The organism is Granulicella aggregans (assembly GCF_014203275.1).
Classification (GTDB): Bacteria; Acidobacteriota; Terriglobia; order Terriglobales; family Acidobacteriaceae; genus Edaphobacter.
Window position 1 is genome coordinate 659,808 of sequence record NZ_JACHIP010000002.1, and the last position, 17,834, is coordinate 677,641.

The following is a 17,834-nucleotide window of genomic DNA, read 5'->3' on the forward strand; positions in this document are numbered from 1 at the left end:
GGTAACCCTAATGACGGCGTTGCGGAGTTGTCAACTGTTTTATCGGGGAGCTCGGGGTTTTTTGTCCCACAAATGCTATGACAATTGTTTTTGAGGTAACGATTTCTTGAATATGGTGGATAATCGCTTGGCTTCAGCGTTTCCGAGCGCATTTCCATTGCGCCCGAACGGTTTTGAGAAATCGTTTACTTGAAATCCGCCCCGTTACTGATCGAATGACATGACAGCTTGTTCCCCTTCAGCAAGGGAATGCTATATTTCTCAACGTTGTCTCTGGAGGCCCTTCGATGGACTTGTACTCCGCCCGCGTCTGCCTGCTTGAAGGTACCCGCGCCCTTCGCCGCGCGGCTGTAGCGACATTCGCTTTGGCAACAATCGCTTCCCTAACCTGGGCGTTCCCGGTATTGTCTGCGGAAGCTCAAGCGGGCTCGGCTGGCGCCGATACGTGGTGGAAACACGCGGTGGTGTACGAGATCTATCCGCGGTCGTTTCTGGACTCGAACGGCGACGGTGTAGGCGACCTGAACGGCATCACCCAGCGCATGGGATATCTACATGATCTGGGAGTCGACGCGATCTGGATTGCTCCGATGTACCCGTCGCCGCAGATGGACTTTGGGTACGACATTTCGGACTATGAGGCTGTCGATCCGCAGTACGGAACGCTCGCGGACTTCGACCGGCTAGTGGCGGAGGGCAAGAAGCGCGACGTCCGGGTGGTGCTGGACATGGTGTTGAACCACACCTCCGACAAGAGCCAGTGGTTTATCGATTCAGCGAGCTCGCGCACCAATCCGAAACATGACTGGTATGTGTGGAACGATGGCATCCCGGCCGGCTCGGCGGGCGTGACGGCGCTGCAGAAGAAGTATGAGCATGAGGGGAAGGTCCCGCCGAATAACTGGGTGTCCATCTTTGGCGGCTCGCCGTGGGAGTGGGTGGCGGCGGTGCATCAGTTCTACTATCACGAGTTTGAGAAGGAGTAGCCGGATCTGAACTGGCGCAATCCCGTGGTCGAGAAGGCCTGCTTCGATGCAATGCGTTTCTGGCTGGATCGTGGCGTGGCGGGCTTCCGGCTGGACGCGATTCCTACGCTGTTTGAAGATCCGCAGCTGCGCAATGAACCTGAGACCGGCGGAACGAATGCCTATGGCGACCCGGCGGTGAGCGACATCTATACCAGTAACCTGCCGGAGGTGCATGACGTGATCCGGCGGATGCGGGCGATGGTAGCTACCTATCCGGGCGACCGGGTGCTGATCGGCGAGACGTATCTGCCGAACACCGCGGAGCTGGACAAGTGGTACGGCGGCGAGGCGAAGAATGAACTGCAGCTTCCGATGGACATGCTGATCGGAATGAATGGCGATCACGCGAAGCTTGACGTTGCGAAGTTTCGGCAGCATCTCGAAGAGGTGCAGACGCAGGTGCATGGGTCGCAGCCGCTGATCGTCTTCGATAACCACGACAATATGCGCGCCATCGACCGCTATGGCGACGGCGTGCATAACGGCGAGATCAACAAGCTGCTGGCGACGATGCTCTTCACTACGAAGGCTACGGCGCTGATGTACTACGGCGAGGAGCTTGGCATGCCGACGACCACGCCGACGCGCAAGGAAGATGTGCGAGACCCAACCGGACTTGCCGGCTGGCCCAAGGAGAAGGGCCGAGACGGCGAACGGACACCGATGCAGTGGACGACGGGTCCGCAAGCCGGGTTCAGCACAAATCCAAAGACGTGGCTGCCGATCCCTTCGAGCTACAAAACGATCAACGTAGCTGTGGAGTCGAGGGAACCGGGTTCTCAGCTTGAGTGGTTCAAGAAACTGATCGAGCTTCGTCGCACAACGCCCGCGTTGCGCGACGGGAAGATGACGATGCTCGATACGAGCAACAATGACGTGCTCTCCTACGTTCGTTCGACCGGGTCGGGATCGGCGGTAGTAGTTGCGATGAACTGCACGGCGGAGGCGAAGACGATCTCCCTGGACTTGAGCGGCGCGGGCGTTGCGGGCACGAAGGTGAAGACGCTGGCGACGGATGCGGCTTCGTTGAAGTCGACAGGCACGCTGACAAGTGTCACGCTGCCACCGTTCGCGAGCTGGGTTGCAAGCGTGGAGTAGCTACCAACGAATCGTAACCATCTGCGTTACATATCCTGAACCGGGGGCGAAGTCGACATGCAGCTTGTCTGCATCGAGCTTCGCCCCTTCGATCTTCATGGCTATTTTGGGATCGTTGAGGCGCAGGTTAAGGAGCGATTGAGTGCCACCCATGGCTTCGAGTTCGAGGCGCAGCGAGTGGGACTCGTAAACCTCGCTGAGAACTTTCATCTGCTCGGTGCGTGAGCCGGGTGTCGGCAGGCCATGGCTGATGGCGACTTCGACCGCTGGCAGCGGGAGACGCAACGTAACTCCATCGCCCGATGCCCTGGCGAGGCGGAGCTTTGCCCCCGCGGGCTGGTGCAAGGAGACGACGAGTGTGGACCGTTCGCGCTGAAACGAGAGATCGACCATAGAATCGCCGACGTGAATGCGCTTCACTTCAGCACTGGTCCAGTCTGCGGGGAGGTGAGGTTCGACAGTGATCTCATGCTTCAGCGCGTCGACGCCGATGCCGAACATGCCGCGCAGGACCGGTGTGATGACCATGGCGGAAGACCATAGCTGGTGGCTGGTGCTGCGACCGAAGGGTTCGAAGAGATCGCCTGATAGCAGTTCGGTTACGGCACCGATGTCCTGCGCGTGGGTCAGATCGGCGTTCTGCATGGCGCTTTGATAGCCGGCGAGCGCGTTGCCGGAGCGGTACTGTGCGATGGATGCCCAGCCGGTGAAGAGCGGCCAGACCGAACCCTGGTGGTAGCTCATGGGGTCGTAGAGCGGGTCGCTGGCGGCGATGTCACGCGCGCCCCAATCGGTCGCGAAGTCGTGCGAAGCCCAGCGGCGAAGGCTGGCTTGAGGGTGGTCAATTCCCTTGCCGCCGTTCCACCAGGCGATGGAAGGATAGATGGTCGCGGTAGTGTCGAGCGTGCCGTTATTCTGGCTGAAGGCGTAGGTATTGGATGGGGCACTGTAATACTCGTGTTCGATCGTGTCATGGAGCTTTGCCGCGCGAGTCTTTGCTGCGGTCGAGATATCTCCCGAACCGAGCAACGTGGCGAGGTCGCTCATCGCTCGCGATGCCTGCTCATCGAGCAGGGCAAGATAGACTTCCTGCTTCGGCATGCCGGGAGGCCAGCTTTCGACCCAGCCGGTTCCCTGCGCGTTGTCGTAGATGCCGTCGCCATCGGCGTCGTGCGTGGTCTCGAAGGTCCATGCGTTCATCACGGCGTCGCGGTGCGTCTGTAGAAACGCAACGTCGCCGGTGCTGCGGACGTAGTCGAGCATGGCGGTGAGGAAGAGCGGGGTGGCATCGGCGGCGGCGTATTCGTAGGGTAGGGATCTCCAGTCAAGTTCACCTGCGGTCTGCGAGTACTCGTGCATGACCTTTCCGTCGGCGCGCTGGCGCCTCATCAGAAACTCAAGCTCGGTTTTGGCGAGCGCGTGATCGCCGTAACTGTCGATGGCGTAGAGCGTGTAGAGCGAGTCACGTCCGAAGAACCATCCGAAGCCGGGCCGAGCGGAGTCGCCCGAGGCAAAGTATCCGGCGACGAGGCCGACCTCGCCATCGGGAGCGCGGGCCTGGAGTTGGTCGATGGACGTCTCGGCCCAGGAGAAGTCTTCGTTCAGTCCAGCGTCGGGCGTGACGATCTCGGTGATCGTCTGTTCCTCCTTGCGATAGCGATCAGCGTGTGCCGCGTAAAGCGAGGGGATCTGGTCGTCGACCTCGGCGAGCTTTGCACGCAGGGCGGTGCTGGAGGCAGTAGCCTTCGTGCTGCCGACGGCCATCAGCAAGGGATAGAACTTATCGCGATCGGTCTTCGGATCGATGTGCAGGCGGAACTCGAGCGGATGAGTCTGAGGCTGTTCCTGATAGGGAGCCATGATGCCTGAGGTTGCACCGGGAAGAGCGACCGCGCCGGCAAAGTCGTCGAAGTCTGAGTGGAGGACGTAGAGGCCTGACTTGCCTTCGGAGACCCACTCCGGTGAAGGCTGGCCGCTGCTGAGCGCCGGCCACATCTTGCGCAGTTCGCCGGTGAAGCGGAAGGTGAGGTCGACCGGGCGGACGGAGTCGACCTGAAAGAGGACAGCGGCACCGGTGCCCTCGGGCATTTCGTTGGGCGCGAACATGATCTGGCGCAACGTCATGGCGATGTGCGAGTAGGTGATGGTGGTGCGGTCGGGGCGCACCTCGATCTCTCGGGCCATGGAGTTGAGGTCGAGCGGAACGGGGTAGCCTTCGATGTTCGCCTCGATGGTCATGTGGCTTAGCAGCTTGACCGGAAGTACCCAGCCTTCGAAGACTCCCTGCTGCTGGCCCACGATGACACCACGCTGGCCTGCGACGGTAAAGGGAACCTTCGTTTGCACGCCCTGGCGAAGCATGGGGCCATCGGTTCGCAATGGGAAGGCACTTAGAGGATGGAGGGCTGGCTGCTGCGCCGCCGCGTGGATCGTTGAAAGTGCGAGTATGGAAGCGAGCGCGCGGTACAACATGGAGACACCCCTTGAAAGCGACCTAATTCTACCTTGCAAACTGTAGAGCCAGTTCCGTAGGATGAGCACCTATGAAGACCGTAATTTCTGTTCGATCGATGCTGCTTGCGGCTGCCCTGCTCTCCTCCCCTATTACTATTTTTTACGGTGCAGCGTTGCAGGCCCAGAGTTCTACTGCGACTGCGAAGGTTGGCATCCTCAACCGCGAACAGGCGGCAGCGATTCTGCCAGAGAAGGTCTTCTACCGCGGACTGTCGGCTCCTATCCAGGCACGCAACTCGGGCGGCGTAAGGTTTGCGGATTCGAAGCTGGTGTTGACGGCGCTGGTGGATACATCGGGCTACTCGACGGCGGTGAAGGAGACCTACCAGGCCTACCTGATTACCGAGGTGCCGCTGATGCTGGGCGATCAAAAGCTCGCTCCTGGCGCTTATGGCTTCGGCTTCATTGCGGACGACAAGATGGTGGTGATGGACCTTGGAGCGAACCAGTTGCTCTCGACGACAACGACGCGGGATGCCGCGCTGCCGAGACCGAACCCACTCCAGGTGCTGCCTGATCCAGGCTCCGCCAGCCGTTACCGCCTTTACCTGGGCCGCAGCTATGTCACGTTTGAAGCTGCGCCGAAGCAGAACTAGATGCCGAGGTCGTGTGTCTTTGCGGGGGGCGTAGCAGTTGCGCTCCTTCTGCTTCCATGCCAATGCGATGGCCAAGCCGCGCAGTCGAAGGCGACGAACCTGAACGCGGCGAAAGCCGCTATGGTGCATGGCGTAGCCGCGATGCAGGTTGGAGACTTCGTCAGTGCGAAGCGCGACTTCTCCACCGTCGTGCGACTAGCCCCGCAGGTGGAGCCCGGACACGCGGCGCTCGGTTCGGCGTTGCTGGCGCTCCGTGAGAACGAGAGTGCGGTGCGCGAATTGGAGATCGCACTCAGGCTTGCTCCGGATGATTATGCCGTCGCGATAAACCTGGGCCGGGCGCAGACTGCGCTTGGACACTACAACGACGCCGTGAAGGCATTCGGCGCGGGCCTTTCAGGTGCGGAGACGCCAGCTCTTTCGCCTGATGAGACGCTCGCCTATGCGACGGCACTGGCAGCAACCGGTCAGCTTCAGTCCGCTGTCGAGTTGCTGCAGCGTGGCGTCGATGCGGTTCCAGACTCTGCGCTGCTGCAGGATGGACTGGGTACGGCGTTGGCGCAGCAGGGCAAGCTGGATACGGCGCTCCCGCACTTCGAACGTGCGGTGGCGATCGATCCGGCACAGGCGGCTCCACAACTCCACGCGGCTGCGGCTCTGCTTGCGCTGGACAGACCTGCCGAAGCCATTCCCTTTGCGGATAAAGCGGTAGCAGCGGCGCATGACAGCTTCGATGCACAGCTTCAACTTGGGCGGGCGCTTTCCGCAGGGCATCGCGATGCCGAGGCGCTTGAGCATCTTCATCGCGCTACGGAGCTTCGAACGAAGCTGCAAACGCCCGACTCGCTCTATTCGCTTGCACTCGCGCTGCAGGCAAGCGGAGACGCCGCTGGATCTCTTCCACTGTTTGCGGCTGCGACCTCGGACGCGACGGCGAAGACATCGTTTGCGCGCGGGTCCGCATTGATCAACTACGCGCTTGCCCGCGTGCTTACTGGCGATGCGGTGGGCGCTCTACCTATCTATGCGCAGGCGCTGGCGATTGGGCCGGACTCTGCGACGCTGCGTGAGGACTTTGGCGCGGCTTATCTACAAAAGGCAGACCTCGACCACGCGATCATACAGTTCAAGGCGGGGCTGGCGATTGAGCCGGACAATGCGCATCTGCACTATGACCTGGGGCTGGCCTACAAGCTGAAGGACAACCTCGCCGAGGCGGTGCCGGAGTTCGAAAGGTCAGCGTCGCTGGACTCAACGCTTCCCGACCCCGCGTACACGCTTGGCGTCATCTACATGCAACAGGGAAAGTATCCCGAGGCGATTGCGAACCTGAGACGCGCTACCGCACTGCGGCCTGAGAATGGAGACGCGTGGGCGCTGTTAGGCGGCGTATTGAAGGACTCGGGCGATTTAGCGGCAGCGGCCGATGCGTTGCACCATGCGATCGAGCTGCAGCCTGACCAGCCCAGCCTGCACATCCAGCTTGCGACGCTGGAGAGCCAGGCCGGTCACGCAGCAGAGGCTGCGGCGGAGCGCAAGACAGCCGCAGACCTGAGCCGGGCGGCAATGAGTCGCCAGCGGGCTGAGTTTGCGTTGAAGAGCGGACGCACTCTACTGGAGCAGAACAAGCTGGGCGATGCGGTCTTTCAGTTGATCACTGCGGTACATGCTGAGCCATCCCTCGCCGAGCCGCACCGCCTCTTGGCTGAGGCCTACATGCGGCAAGGGAAGGCCGCAGATGCAGCGGTGGAACGGCAGCAAGCGGAGGCGTTGGCCTCGGCAAAGAAGCCGTAAGCTCGAACTAGAGTGCCGAACGAAAAGAAGGTCCGCTTGAATACTGTGCCGACATTCCGACGTGTGATCGCATTCGCATTGATCGCGATCGCAGCGTCTGTGCTGTATGTCGATGCGCCGAGGGTGGCCGTCGTTCACGCCACTCCAGGCAGCCGCGCTACACTGGAGAATCCGGACGCGGCGTGCGCGGCGTGCCACCAGACGATCTATGACAAGTACCGCCAGACGGGCATGGCGCGCGGCAGCGGCGTGGCGATGGACGGGCTGATCGCCGGGGGATTTCATCACGCTCCGTCGGGCGTGGACTACCGAGTCTTCGAGCGGGATGGAGCTGCATGGATGTCCTACTCGCGTCCGGCGAAGGCCGCGCCGGACACGGCTCGGGGAGCTCTCGAAGGAGAGCGGCGGGTTGAGTTTTACGTTGGCTCTGGCCACCGCGGACGCACCTATCTCTTCAACGAGAGTGGTCGCTGGTACGAGCTTCCCATCAACTACTACACCCGGCGCGCGGCGTGGGACATGGCTCCGGCGTTCGATAACGTTACAGCCATGCCTGCACCGCTGCCCGTCGATCCGAACTGTCTGCACTGCCATGCGACGGACGTGCAAGCGTCCTTGCAGGACGCGCGGAATCATTACGCGGCAGCGCCGTTCCGGCAAGGCGGGATCGGTTGCAGCGCGTGCCACGGCGATCCTACGCGGCATCTCGCGGACAAGGGCCACGGGCCGATTGTGAACCCCGGCAAGCTGCCGGTCGCGGAGAGAGACAGCGCGTGCATCCAGTGCCATCTTGAGGGCGATGCAGTGGTCTATCGGCCCGGACGATCTCTGGCCCAGTTCAGGCCGGGAGATAAGCTCTCCGACATCGCCGTCTATTTTGTGCGCGCGAGCGAGCCTGGGGATGGAAGGCGAGCGACCAGTCAGTACGAAGCGCTTCTGCGGAGTGCGTGCAAACGGGCCAGCGGCGATAAGCTCACCTGCACGACTTGCCATGATCCGCACTCTGCCCCTTCGGCTGCCGAGCGAGTGTCGTACTTCCGCGCACGATGTCTCGCGTGCCATACGGAGTCCGCGATGGCGACGCATCATTCTGAACAGCAGGACTGCGCGACCTGCCACATGCCGACGCGAAAGACGGTTGATATCTCGCATGAGCAGGTCACCGATCACGATATCGAGGCGCGGCCAGCTTCGCAGGGCGGATTGCAGCTTGCGACGCTTGGGGCGAATGATATGTCGAAGCTTGTAGCTGTGGGTGGATTCGAGGCAGGTGACCGCGAGACTGGGCTCGCCTATGCACAGCTTGCAGGACACGGCGATCGTGCAGCCGCGCGAACCGCGCTAGGCCTGCTGTCAAAGCTGCCGGCGAGAGCTCCGGCGGGTGTCGATGTGGCGGTGCGGCTTGGGTATCTAGAGCAGATCAGCGGCGATGCGGGGAAAGCAGCAGCCTCGTACAAGTCTGCGCTGGAGACGGATCCGTGGGAGCCGACGGCGCTGGCGAATCTGGCGGTGCTCGATGCTGGATCGGGCCGTGTGCCTGAGGCGATCAACCTGCTGCAACGGCTTGTCGATGCCGATCCTTCGCGTACTGCGGCGGGGCTGAACCTGGCGTTCATCGAGTGCAGTCTCGATCGGCGCGAGAAGGCGGCTGCATTGCTTGAGCGGCTTCGGCGATCGAATCCCGATGACCCGCAACTGCGGCGCTTCGCCGATACGGGCGAGTACGCCGGGCAGCGCTGCTTGCTGAATCCGCAGTTGCCGAAGAAGTAGTCACGGTCACAAAGAGCAAGCCCCGCAGACTTTTGGTCTGCGGGGCTTGCTGGTGAGAGAACCAGGGTTGCAGTTAGAACGTGTAGCGTACGGAGACCTGTCCACGCCGGGCGTTGGTGCCGTCGGGGAAGCCTTGAGAAGCCGTTCCAGTACCTGCGCTCGGTTGCGCTGTTAAGTAGCCGATAGTCCCGGGGTTAGGGGTATCCGCGCCGTTCGTTGATGCTACGTAAGCAACCTGCTGGACCGAAGTCGTGGTGATGTAGTTGAAGACGTTGAAGCCTTCGAAGTTGAGTGTGATGGACTCTTCTTTCGGCAACTTGAACTCTTTGGTCAGGCGAAGATCCGTTCGGATCGTCGTTCCGAGGTTCAGGTTGCTGCGCGGAACGAAGGGAACACGCTGGTAGGCGGCAAAACCGATGCCATCTCCACTGATGGTGGAGTTGTAGACACCACTGAAAGCATTGGTTGGAAGGGTGGAGATGCTTACATCCGAGTTGACTCCCTGTGGAGTTGCGTAAGTTTCGATTGCCGAGAGTTGCCAGCCATTGAGAGATTGGTTCAGCAACTCCGATCCATAGGCATGGAACGGATTGGCGATGAGGCCGCTGGCAACCAGGCGATGACGCTGGTCAAGCGGCGAGCGTCCTTTTTCGCTCTTCGGATCACCGTTCAACACTGAAAGCGGTGGGTCGGTGTAGTAGATGTTGTCCGCTCCGGCACCGAGGCCGAGGTCGATCGCGTGCGACCATGTGTACGCCAGATTGAACGAGGTGGACTTCGATTGACGCCGCGCCATAGAGACTGCGAGGGCGTCGTAGTAGATCTTGCCGCCGTTATAGATGTGGTTGAGCACCTGGTAACGGGGATCTTTCACAGCCGTATAGATGGGCGTCGTATAGGTGCCAGTCTGTTTGCCGCTGGCATCCTGAATGATGTAGGTGAACGTCTGAGTCGGGGCGACCAGGTTGTCGTCTTTACGCGTCAGAAAATCCTGACCCACGTTCAATAAGTAGGCAACATCGAGAGTCGTCTTCTTGTCGATCTTCTGTTCGAGCGTCAGGTCGGCCTGCTCGGTGTAAGGGGTCTTCAGGTTGGTATCCGCGTGGGTGCTATTGGGGCTGCCGCCAGACAGGTTGCTTGCGAGATCATAGCCTGGGAACGTCGGAGCCCCCGGCGTGGACGAGGTAAAGAAGATCGTCTTTTGAATGACTCCGTTGCGTTGCTGCAGGCGAATGACGCTGGCAGAAGGCAGCCGGGCATAAGAGATTCCGTAGCCGCCGCGGAGAACGGTTGCGCCCTCGTTCATTGAGTAGGCAAAGCCGATGCGCGGAGCAACGTTGCCAAGAGGCTCGTTGAGTTGGCCGGTTTGGGGGTAGTCGGGGTTCAGAGGTGGCTGGGTGAAGCGGTTGAACTCGTAGCGCACACCGAGGTTCAGTGTCAGCTTGTGATTCACCTGATACTGGTCCTGCGCGTAGAAGTTATAGTCACGAACGATAGCCCGCGTAAGTAACGGGCCAAAGCTCTGCAGGAAATAGTTATAACGCTTACCTGCGAGTGGATCTCCCGCAACCGGGGTCAAGTCTTCCGCCCAACTGGTGATATCTCCGTAGGAGTAAGTCCCCTTCGCGAAGAAGAGAGCATTCTCCACATCACGCAGGTAGTTCGTCTCCGCACCGAACTTCAGTTGATGCTTCTGTACCGTCTTCGAGAAGCTGTCGACGAAGAGGAAGCGATCTTCAGACGGCTGCGAGTTGGGAATGTTAACTGAGAGACCAAGATTCGCCAGATCATTCACTGAGAGACCGGAGACGAGCCCATTCGAAGGCGTGATCGCCTGGTTGATGGATTGCTTACGTGTGTCCTTGAACCAGCCGAAGCGGAACTCATTCAACGCAGTCGGGGAGACGACGTGAGTTTCGGAGAAGCGCGCCCAGCGGGTTAGGTCGATCTGGTTGCCGTTCGGGTAGAAGCCGCTGCCATCGGCCAGAGCGGATGCGCTGACCGTGCCATTCGGCGACGCAAACTGCATCAGGTTGAAGTTCATGCTGACGCTGTCCTTGTCGCTGGGCCGGTAGTCGACCTTGAGAAAACCGACGTTCTCATTCAGCTTGCGGGGAAGGACTGCAAACGTTCGTTGAATGTATGCCTGGGCCGCCGCGCACTGCGTCGCTGAGGCCAGGCACGCCCCAGCTACAAAGCTGCCGTCTGGGTTTAACTCGGTCTTGGCACCGGTCGTCGAGGAAACTAGCGGGCGGCTCTCGCGGGTGATCTCGGTGTTACCGAAGAAGAAGAGTTTGTCCTTGATGATCGGTCCGCCGACGCTGCCGCCGACCTGATGCCGCCAGTTCGGAGGATTGAAGGAATTGCCGGCACTGTCCAGTGAATAGGGATCCGTTGCGTTGAGCGTACGGTTCTTGAAGAATTCGAATGCGGAACCGTGAAAGCTGTTTGTGCCGCTCTTTGTGAGAGTGTTGATGATTCCGCCAGCGGCATGGCCGAACTCCGCGCTGTAGCCTGAGGTCTGCACCTGGAACTCCTGCACCGCGTCCTGGCTCAGCGGGGAGAATGCGCTGGTGCTGCCTGCGTCATCCTGTCCCCACTGCTGGGTTACGTCCATACCGTCCTGCAGGAAGATGTTGTTGCCGGGAACGCCGCGAAAGGTGACCTGGCCGCCTGCACCGTCAGTGGTGACGCCGGGGGTGAGAAGGACGAACTGGTCGACGCGGCGACCATTGATTGGAAGATCGTTGATCTCCTTCTGATCGACGAGCGCCGAGACGCCGGAGCGGGTGGTGTCGAGTTCGGAGATGGAGGCATCAACGGTTACGGTCTCGGTCGCCTGAGAGACGGTCAGCTTGATCGGAACGCCCGTCGTCTGACCGACGTGGACGCTGACCTTGGTGACTTCGTAGGTGGCGAAGCCGGGTACCGTAACGGTGACTACGTAGCCATCTTCCGGCGGCAGAGAAGAGGCCTCGAAGTTTCCATCGGAGCTGGCAACGATCTCGCGCTTCAAGCCAATTTTGGGGTTGGTCACTACGATGGTCGCCTTGGGCACAACTGCGCCCGCCGCATCGGCGACTGTTCCGTTCAACGCTCCAAGGCCAGCCAGTGACTGGGCAAAGGCGATCGGCTCAAGATTGATGGCGGCGAGATTGAACGCGAAGACGGAGCCTGCGAGCAGACCGGCGCGAAGAAGCAACCGGGAAACGCGCGGGGCGGTGCTCAAAGAGAGAGCGGAGCGACGAAGAGTCTTGCCTGACATATTGACCTCGCGAAGAAAAGAACTACAACAGTGGTGGTGAGGCTGTGGTGAACGGCTGCAAGGGCCTCGGTTGCCCTCTAACAAAAATGGAAATCGAGCGAGGTGCCGTGGCGTCGCAGGCTGAGGCAAGATCGACCAGGGAGGTAGAGTTCGCTGTTGCCTCTGCGGTCAACGGATGAGTTCAGGACGGCGTGGTCCCTCACTTCGACGCGACTGGCAAAACCTGGGTCCGTATGGAACCTGTGAAAGGTTCGGAACGGGAAGTTATCTGGAAGATGCTTCAATTAAACACGTACTGTCCTCGCGCGTCTAATCGAATGTGGTGATGTCGTAATCAGTTTTGAGGCGGGAAGCGGCGTTGCAATCGTGGCGCTCTCGCTGAAACGCTCGCCACGACTGGCGAAAACTCATTTGACACGCTGTTACCAACAGATTAGCGTTCAGTTATCGTAAGAAAAATTTGTTGAGGTTCACTCCACTGGAACTCCGGCACCTTACCTCGTTTATCGCGGTTGCCGAGAGGAAGAGCTTCGTACACGCAGCCGAGCACCTTCACCTCTCGCAGCCTGCCGTCACAGCCCAGATTCAACGGCTGGAGGAGGAGCTTGGCGTTCAGTTGCTGGACCGCAACCGGCGATCGGTAAGGCTGACTCCAGCCGGAGAGACGTTCCTTGCCGGGGCGCGCGCGACCCTCGAGAGCGCAAATCAGGCCATCCTGGCAACACAGCGCGTGTCTCGCGGCGAGACAGGTCGCGTTCGCATCGGCTTCCCTCCTTCGGTGCTGAAGGAGATCATGCCGAAGATAATGATCGAGTTCCATAAGCAGCATCCTGGGATCAAGCTCGACCTGTTCTCGCTGCATACCAGCCTGACCATTGCGGCGCTTGAAGAGGACAACATCGACATCGGCTATGTCCGCCTGCCGGTTGAAGCGAAGGGACTGCGCATCACTCCGGTCCACCATGAGCCGCTCGTCGTCTGCCTGCCGCGTGGACACAAGTTGGCCACACGCCCGCATGTGCGGATGGAAGATCTGCGCGAGGAACGGTTCATCCTCTACGAACGCAAGTGGGCTCCGGGATTTCACGATCACTTTCTGGAACTCTGCAGCGAGGCTGGCTTTCAGCCGGTCGTGGCGCAACAGATCGATGAGATGTATCTTGCCGCGACACTGGTGGCGACGGGCGTGGGGATCGCGATCATTCCACGGATGGTGCTTTCGCTGCCGAACGATTCCATCGTGGTCAAACCCATTGTGGGAAGCCGTGAGCCTGCGCTTTCAGAGTTGGGGATAGCAACGCGAGCTGGCGAGCCTTCGCCTGTGATCCGGTCGATCATCTCCATCTCGTGCACGATTGGGAAGCGCCACTCGGCGATTGAAGTCGCGTAAAATTGAAGGTGAACCCTTCCGGCATCGAGGTCTGAACCTCCTCAGACGACCAAGCTGGAAATCCAGTGAGGAAGATCATGTCCCAGAACTACCAGAGTCAGGATGTCTGGAGCCGCGCCACGTCGGTCAACGGCTTCCCTTTCGATGAGTTGCGCTCGGTGCTGCAAAAGTCGATTCGTCGCGGCCTGATTGAAGAAGCGGTACTTGCCGCGTACGAGTTTTTCTCGAGCGGCCCAGAGGCCGAAGAGGTGCTGTGGCGCAGGCTTGAGATCATCGCGACAGAAGATGTGGGCTTTGGTTTGATCGAGGCTCCGGTGATTCTTGAGTCGCTGAATCAACAGCGCCTGCGCATGGCCGATCGCGGCGATCGCTGGATGTACTCCGTCCATGCTGTGCGTCTGCTGGCAACCGCGAAGAAGGACAACACCTCGATGGAGCTTGCATGCTGGGCGCAGTTTGCGACGGCGCGCGGTGAGCGCAAAGTAGTGGTCGAGGACTTCATGGTCGACCTGCACACGCGGCGCGGCGCGGAGATGGGGCGCGACGTCAAGCACTGGTGGACAGATGGCGCGAAGCTCCGCAACAAGCTGTCCGAAGAACAGACGCCGTGGGGCAAGTATCTTGACGAGCTATACCTTGGGGCCAAGGAAGAGAAGTAGAAACATCTGTTTTCGCCCATCTCATGATCGCGATGCGATGGGCAAGAAGCTTCCGCTATCGGAAACGCTCGCGAACTTTCAATTCGACTGCCCCACCAATCGTGTAGAGAATCGCCGATAGCATCATCGCTGCAAGGCTCGCTCCCCATGCGCGCTCCGTCTGAAAGGCCTGGCTGGTGAGCGCGAACATGTTGCCAAGGCCTCCGGTCTGCATCAGGTATTCGGCAACCATTGTGACCAGTACGCTGGTTGCAGCGCCCACGCGTAGAGCGATGGACAGGCTGGGAATGGCAGCAGGCAGAGCGAGCGAGAGTAGCTGGCGGCTGCGCGAGGCGGCAAGGACGTGGAAGAGCTCGCGCGACATAGGTGGCAACGCGCGCAGGCCGGCGGTGGCAAAGACGAAGCACGGAAAGAAAGACATGACGGCTACGGTGACGAACTCCGTGCGGCTCTCGTAGCCGAAGATGCGCGCGAGCAGGGGGATGAGGCAGACCACCGGCGTCGAACTGATCAGCAGCGCCGTCGGTCCTATGGTCCCGGCGAAGAGACGCCACCTCCATGCTGTGATTGCGAGAAGCAAGCCGATGGACATGCCTGCGGCGAGACCGCCGAGGCTGAAGGCAAGCGTCCACAGCGAAGGCAGCAGATAGATCATTGGGTTCAGCGCCATGTCGCGCAAGACAGCTAACGGCGAGACGATCACGATGCTGTTGTAATGGTTCGCCATCACCCATATCTGCCAGAAGGCGAAGATGGCGATGAGCCCCCACGCTTGCTCGAAGAGGCGCATTACGAGGCGGACTGCGAGGCCCATTAGGCGAACCTCCGCGTGACAAGACGTTCGAGCAGGTGCGCGATGCCGTAGCCGGTAAGCGCAAGACCTGCAACCAATAGAACGGCAGCCCACATGAGCGGAATCTCAAAGTTCTGCATTGTGTTCAGGATGACGATGCCGAGGCCCGTGGGCGCACCGAACCACTCGCCGACGATGGCACCGATCATCGCGGCAGTCATGGAAACCTTTACTCCGCCAAGGAACGAGGGCAGAGCGGAAGGGATCTCGAGATAGAACAGGCGCTTCACTTTGCCTGCGCCGAAGGTGGTCATCATCCTGCCGAGCCCGGTCGAAGCCGTGCGCAGGCCGGAGCTAACAGCGATGTAGATGAGAAAGGATACGGGGATGGTGGCGAGTAGCGAAGGGGTCAGTTCGCGACTGACCATCAGGATGAAGATGGGGCCAAGAGCCACGGCGGGAATAGCGTTAATGGTGACCGCAAGGCGATCGAGACCGGGGCGCAGCGGCCGCAGCAGATGTGCAACCATCGCGGTTACAATTCCGATCACGATTCCAATCAGCAACCCGGTGAGCGCGGACTTGCCTGTCGCCATCGCCGACCTGTAGAGCAGGGCAGCGAATCTCGGTTGTGCATAAACCTGCAACACTCTGCTGAGGGCCGGGACCGAGATGCCGAGCGCGCCTGAGCGCGCGAGAAGCTCCCACGCGGCAAGCAGGGCTAACTGCACGGCAACGATCAGCGAGATTTGGCCAACGCTCGTCTTTTCGCGTGGTCCTGTCATCGGAGGGACGGCTCCAGCAGGACCGTAAGGTAATCGGTGAGCCTATGAAACTCTTCGGAGCGCATGAGCTCGACGGGTCGCGGGCGCGGGAATGGGACGTCGATGCTCTCGACGATTGTGCCGGGCCGGCCTCCGAGAACGATCACGCGGTCCGCGAGAAAGATCGCCTCTTCAACCGAGTGAGTGACCAGTAGTGTCGTTGGCCTGCGCTCCAGCCAGATGCGCTGCAGCTCAATGTTCATGCGCATCCGGGTGACAGCATCGAGTGCGCCAAAGGGTTCGTCGAGCAGGAGCAGCGCGGGATCGAGGCACAGTGATCTCGCGATGGCCGCGCGCTGCCTCATGCCGCCCGATAGCTGTGAGGGCCTCGCGTGCTCGAAGCCAACCAGGCCCACGAGTTCGATGAGGTGCTTAATGCGCGCCTTATCGACCGCGACGCCAGCGATCTTGTAGGGCAGGGCAAGATTGCTCTCGACGGAGAGCCACGGCAGCAAGGCATGATCCTGAAACGCAATGCCGAGGCGATGCTGGTCGCGCAGAGCGGCCGGCGGTTCACCGTCGATCAAGATAGACCCGGCAGAGACGGCCTCGAGCGCTGCGACGAGATGCAGCAGCGTGCTCTTGCCGCAGCCTGAGGGACCGATTAGCGCGACGAACTGGCCTTGCGCGACAGAGAGGTCGATGCCCTGGAGCGCAGTCACCGAAGACTTGCGATTCAGAGCATACGATTTACTGACGTTGCTGATCTCGATGGCGGCCATGGTTTATGCGATGGCCTTATCGTAACGCTCCATGATGTTCGCGTAACGCGATGCGACCTTCTGCTTCATCGCGGTGAGGTCGACGGTGAGCAGGATGCGGTCCTTCATCACGACGCGGCCATCGATGATGACGGTGCGAACGTTGGGGCCGACGGTGCTTTCGGCGAGGGTGATGCGGGGATCGTGATTTGGGAACTGCGCAAAGCTATCGCACTCAACGAGGATGAGGTCGGCGAGCTTGCCTGCTTCGAGCGAACCGATCTTGTCCGGAAGGCGAGCGGCCTGCGAACCTCCACGCAGAGCGGCGGCGAGCATCTGCTCATGCGTGATGGGCGCTTCGATGTGATAAGGCGCGCCTCCGACAGCCTGCTGGCCAACGGTCGCGGCATGGACGACCTCGAACATATCGAGGCTGCCGCGTGTGGCCGCGCCATCGTTGCCCAGCGCGACGCGGATACCGCGATGCAGCATCTCCAGCACACGCGGCGAACCCATGGTGTAGTTGTTGAACGAGCAATGGCAGGCGGAGACATCGCGCTTTTGGTAGAGATCGAGCTCTTTCAGGCTGAGCAGCACGGAATGGGCGGCGTGGATATTTTCATCGAGCGCGCCGATGCTCTCCATGTACTCCACCGGCCGCAGACCCCACTTGGCGACCGAATAGTCCACCTCGTAGGCGCCTTCGCCAAGATGCGTATGGATCGGCGTGTTGAGCTGCTTCGCCAGCTCGCTCATGCCCTGCGTGAGCGGGGTCGTGTTCACCATGATCTGCCGCAGTGCGAGCCACGCATTCACACGCGGATGATGCTGCCAGCGCTTGACGAGAGCTTCGTTCTGCTTGAGCGCCTCGTCGGTGGTGAAGCGTGAGCCAGCGGGAATGCTCTCGTCGCAGTCCATGGTGGAGAGCGCGATGCGGCCACGAATACCGATCTCGTCGGCGGCGCGTCCCATCTCATCGGGATGCGGGCCACCGGCTTCAAGAAAGCACGTCGTGCCACTTGAAATCATCGAGGCATACGCCGCGAGGCCACTGCAATAGATGTCCTCAGGCTCAAGGCAGGCCTCGAAGGGGACGAGGTAGTTTGACCAGCCCGGTTCCTTCAACTGTCCTCTGCGCCTGATGGCCGCGAGCTTGCCATGCAGGAACTGTTGCGCCGTGTGCAGGTGCCCGTCGACGAATCCGGGCATGGCAATGAGGCCCGAAGCATCGAGCTTGTCTTTCGCGATGAAGCGTGACGTGGCTTCGCCGGCCGGACCGATCCAGACGATGCTGTTGCCAACGATGGCGATTGCGGCGTCTTTCACTTCGGTGCCAACTGCGTCGAACGCGACCACGTAGGCGCCATCAATCAAGAGGTCTATCTGCTGCGGCTGCTCCACA

Annotated in this window: 12 protein-coding genes and 1 pseudogene; 7 read left to right on the forward strand and 6 right to left on the reverse strand. The window is 60.6% G+C overall.

Translation table 11 applies throughout. From position 1 onward, the window contains the following. Positions 1–287: 287 nt before the first annotated feature. Positions 288–1,586 (forward strand): annotated as a pseudogene (locus HDF16_RS30555) (alpha-amylase family glycosyl hydrolase); the annotation flags it as partial. A gap of 105 nt (positions 1,587–1,691) precedes the next feature. Beyond that, the gene (locus HDF16_RS31205) at positions 1,692–2,126 is read left to right on the forward strand and encodes an alpha-glucosidase C-terminal domain-containing protein (RefSeq protein ID WP_281383439.1); all 435 of its coding nucleotides are present in this window, start codon (positions 1,692–1,694) and stop codon (positions 2,124–2,126) included. Here HDF16_RS31205 and HDF16_RS08125 read toward each other — a convergent pair whose 3' ends face one another. After that, positions 2,127–4,598: an amylo-alpha-1,6-glucosidase gene (locus HDF16_RS08125; RefSeq protein ID WP_184215356.1), complete on the reverse strand. Its 2,472-nt coding sequence runs from the start codon at positions 4,596–4,598 to the stop codon at positions 2,127–2,129. A 71-nt stretch (positions 4,599–4,669) separates the two neighbouring features. Between HDF16_RS08125 and HDF16_RS08130 the strand changes: the two genes are divergently transcribed. The 3 genes from HDF16_RS08130 to HDF16_RS08140 are packed head-to-tail and all read left to right on the forward strand — an operon-like array spanning position 4,670 to position 8,800. Further along, positions 4,670–5,236, forward strand: coding sequence for a hypothetical protein (locus tag HDF16_RS08130; protein ID WP_184215359.1), 567 nt, complete (start codon positions 4,670–4,672; stop codon positions 5,234–5,236). Beyond that, entirely contained in the window at positions 5,237–7,030 is a 1,794-nt protein-coding gene (locus HDF16_RS08135; protein ID WP_184215362.1) for a tetratricopeptide repeat protein, read from the forward strand. Between the two features lie 45 nt (positions 7,031–7,075). Continuing rightward, positions 7,076–8,800, forward strand: coding sequence for a tetratricopeptide repeat protein (locus HDF16_RS08140; protein WP_348641289.1), 1,725 nt, complete (start codon positions 7,076–7,078; stop codon positions 8,798–8,800). A 73-nt stretch (positions 8,801–8,873) separates the two neighbouring features. On the opposite strand, the gene HDF16_RS08145 is transcribed toward HDF16_RS08140, so the two are convergent. Beyond that, entirely contained in the window at positions 8,874–12,065 is a 3,192-nt protein-coding gene (locus HDF16_RS08145) for a TonB-dependent receptor (RefSeq protein ID WP_221312599.1), read from the reverse strand. 463 nt (positions 12,066–12,528) lie between these two features. Between HDF16_RS08145 and HDF16_RS08150 the strand changes: the two genes are divergently transcribed. Then, on the forward strand, positions 12,529–13,455 hold the full coding sequence (locus HDF16_RS08150; RefSeq protein ID WP_184215368.1) for a LysR substrate-binding domain-containing protein: 927 nt from the start codon (positions 12,529–12,531) through the stop codon (positions 13,453–13,455). A 77-nt stretch (positions 13,456–13,532) separates the two neighbouring features. Further along, on the forward strand, positions 13,533–14,114 hold the full coding sequence (locus tag HDF16_RS08155) for an AAA family ATPase (RefSeq protein ID WP_184215371.1): 582 nt from the start codon (positions 13,533–13,535) through the stop codon (positions 14,112–14,114). A gap of 55 nt (positions 14,115–14,169) precedes the next feature. On the opposite strand, the gene HDF16_RS08160 is transcribed toward HDF16_RS08155, so the two are convergent. The 4 genes from HDF16_RS08160 to HDF16_RS08175 are packed head-to-tail and all read right to left on the reverse strand — an operon-like array spanning position 14,170 to position 17,833. Further along, positions 14,170–14,928, reverse strand: coding sequence for an ABC transporter permease (locus HDF16_RS08160; protein ID WP_184215374.1), 759 nt, complete (start codon positions 14,926–14,928; stop codon positions 14,170–14,172). Beyond that, positions 14,928–15,692, reverse strand: coding sequence for an ABC transporter permease (locus HDF16_RS08165; RefSeq protein WP_184215377.1), 765 nt, complete (start codon positions 15,690–15,692; stop codon positions 14,928–14,930). The genes HDF16_RS08160 and HDF16_RS08165 overlap by 1 nt, the downstream gene beginning before the upstream one ends. Next, a complete protein-coding gene (locus HDF16_RS08170; RefSeq protein ID WP_184215380.1) occupies positions 15,689–16,453 on the reverse strand; it encodes an ABC transporter ATP-binding protein in 765 nt (254 codons plus the stop codon). Before HDF16_RS08170 ends, HDF16_RS08165 begins: the two co-directional genes overlap by 4 nt. Before the next feature lie 3 nt (positions 16,454–16,456). After that, positions 16,457–17,833: an amidohydrolase family protein gene (locus HDF16_RS08175; RefSeq protein ID WP_184215383.1), complete on the reverse strand. Its 1,377-nt coding sequence runs from the start codon at positions 17,831–17,833 to the stop codon at positions 16,457–16,459. Between the last annotated feature and the right edge of the window lies 1 nt (position 17,834).

What these genes read in the sequence shown, in the direction of transcription:
- HDF16_RS31205 (WP_281383439.1), top strand. Translation starts at nt 1,692, where the DNA reads ATGCAGTGGACGACGGGTCCGCAAGCCGGGTTCAGCACAAATCCAAAG.
- HDF16_RS08125 (WP_184215356.1), bottom strand. Translation starts at nt 4,598, where the DNA reads ATGTTGTACCGCGCGCTCGCTTCCATACTCGCACTTTCAACGATCCAC.
- HDF16_RS08130 (WP_184215359.1), top strand. Translation starts at nt 4,670, where the DNA reads ATGAAGACCGTAATTTCTGTTCGATCGATGCTGCTTGCGGCTGCCCTG.
- HDF16_RS08135 (WP_184215362.1), top strand. Translation starts at nt 5,237, where the DNA reads ATGCCGAGGTCGTGTGTCTTTGCGGGGGGCGTAGCAGTTGCGCTCCTT.
- HDF16_RS08145 (WP_221312599.1), bottom strand. Translation starts at nt 12,065, where the DNA reads ATGTCAGGCAAGACTCTTCGTCGCTCCGCTCTCTCTTTGAGCACCGCC.
- HDF16_RS08155 (WP_184215371.1), top strand. Translation starts at nt 13,533, where the DNA reads ATGTCCCAGAACTACCAGAGTCAGGATGTCTGGAGCCGCGCCACGTCG.
- HDF16_RS08160 (WP_184215374.1), bottom strand. Translation starts at nt 14,928, where the DNA reads ATGGGCCTCGCAGTCCGCCTCGTAATGCGCCTCTTCGAGCAAGCGTGG.
- HDF16_RS08165 (WP_184215377.1), bottom strand. Translation starts at nt 15,692, where the DNA reads ATGACAGGACCACGCGAAAAGACGAGCGTTGGCCAAATCTCGCTGATC.
- HDF16_RS08170 (WP_184215380.1), bottom strand. Translation starts at nt 16,453, where the DNA reads ATGGCCGCCATCGAGATCAGCAACGTCAGTAAATCGTATGCTCTGAAT.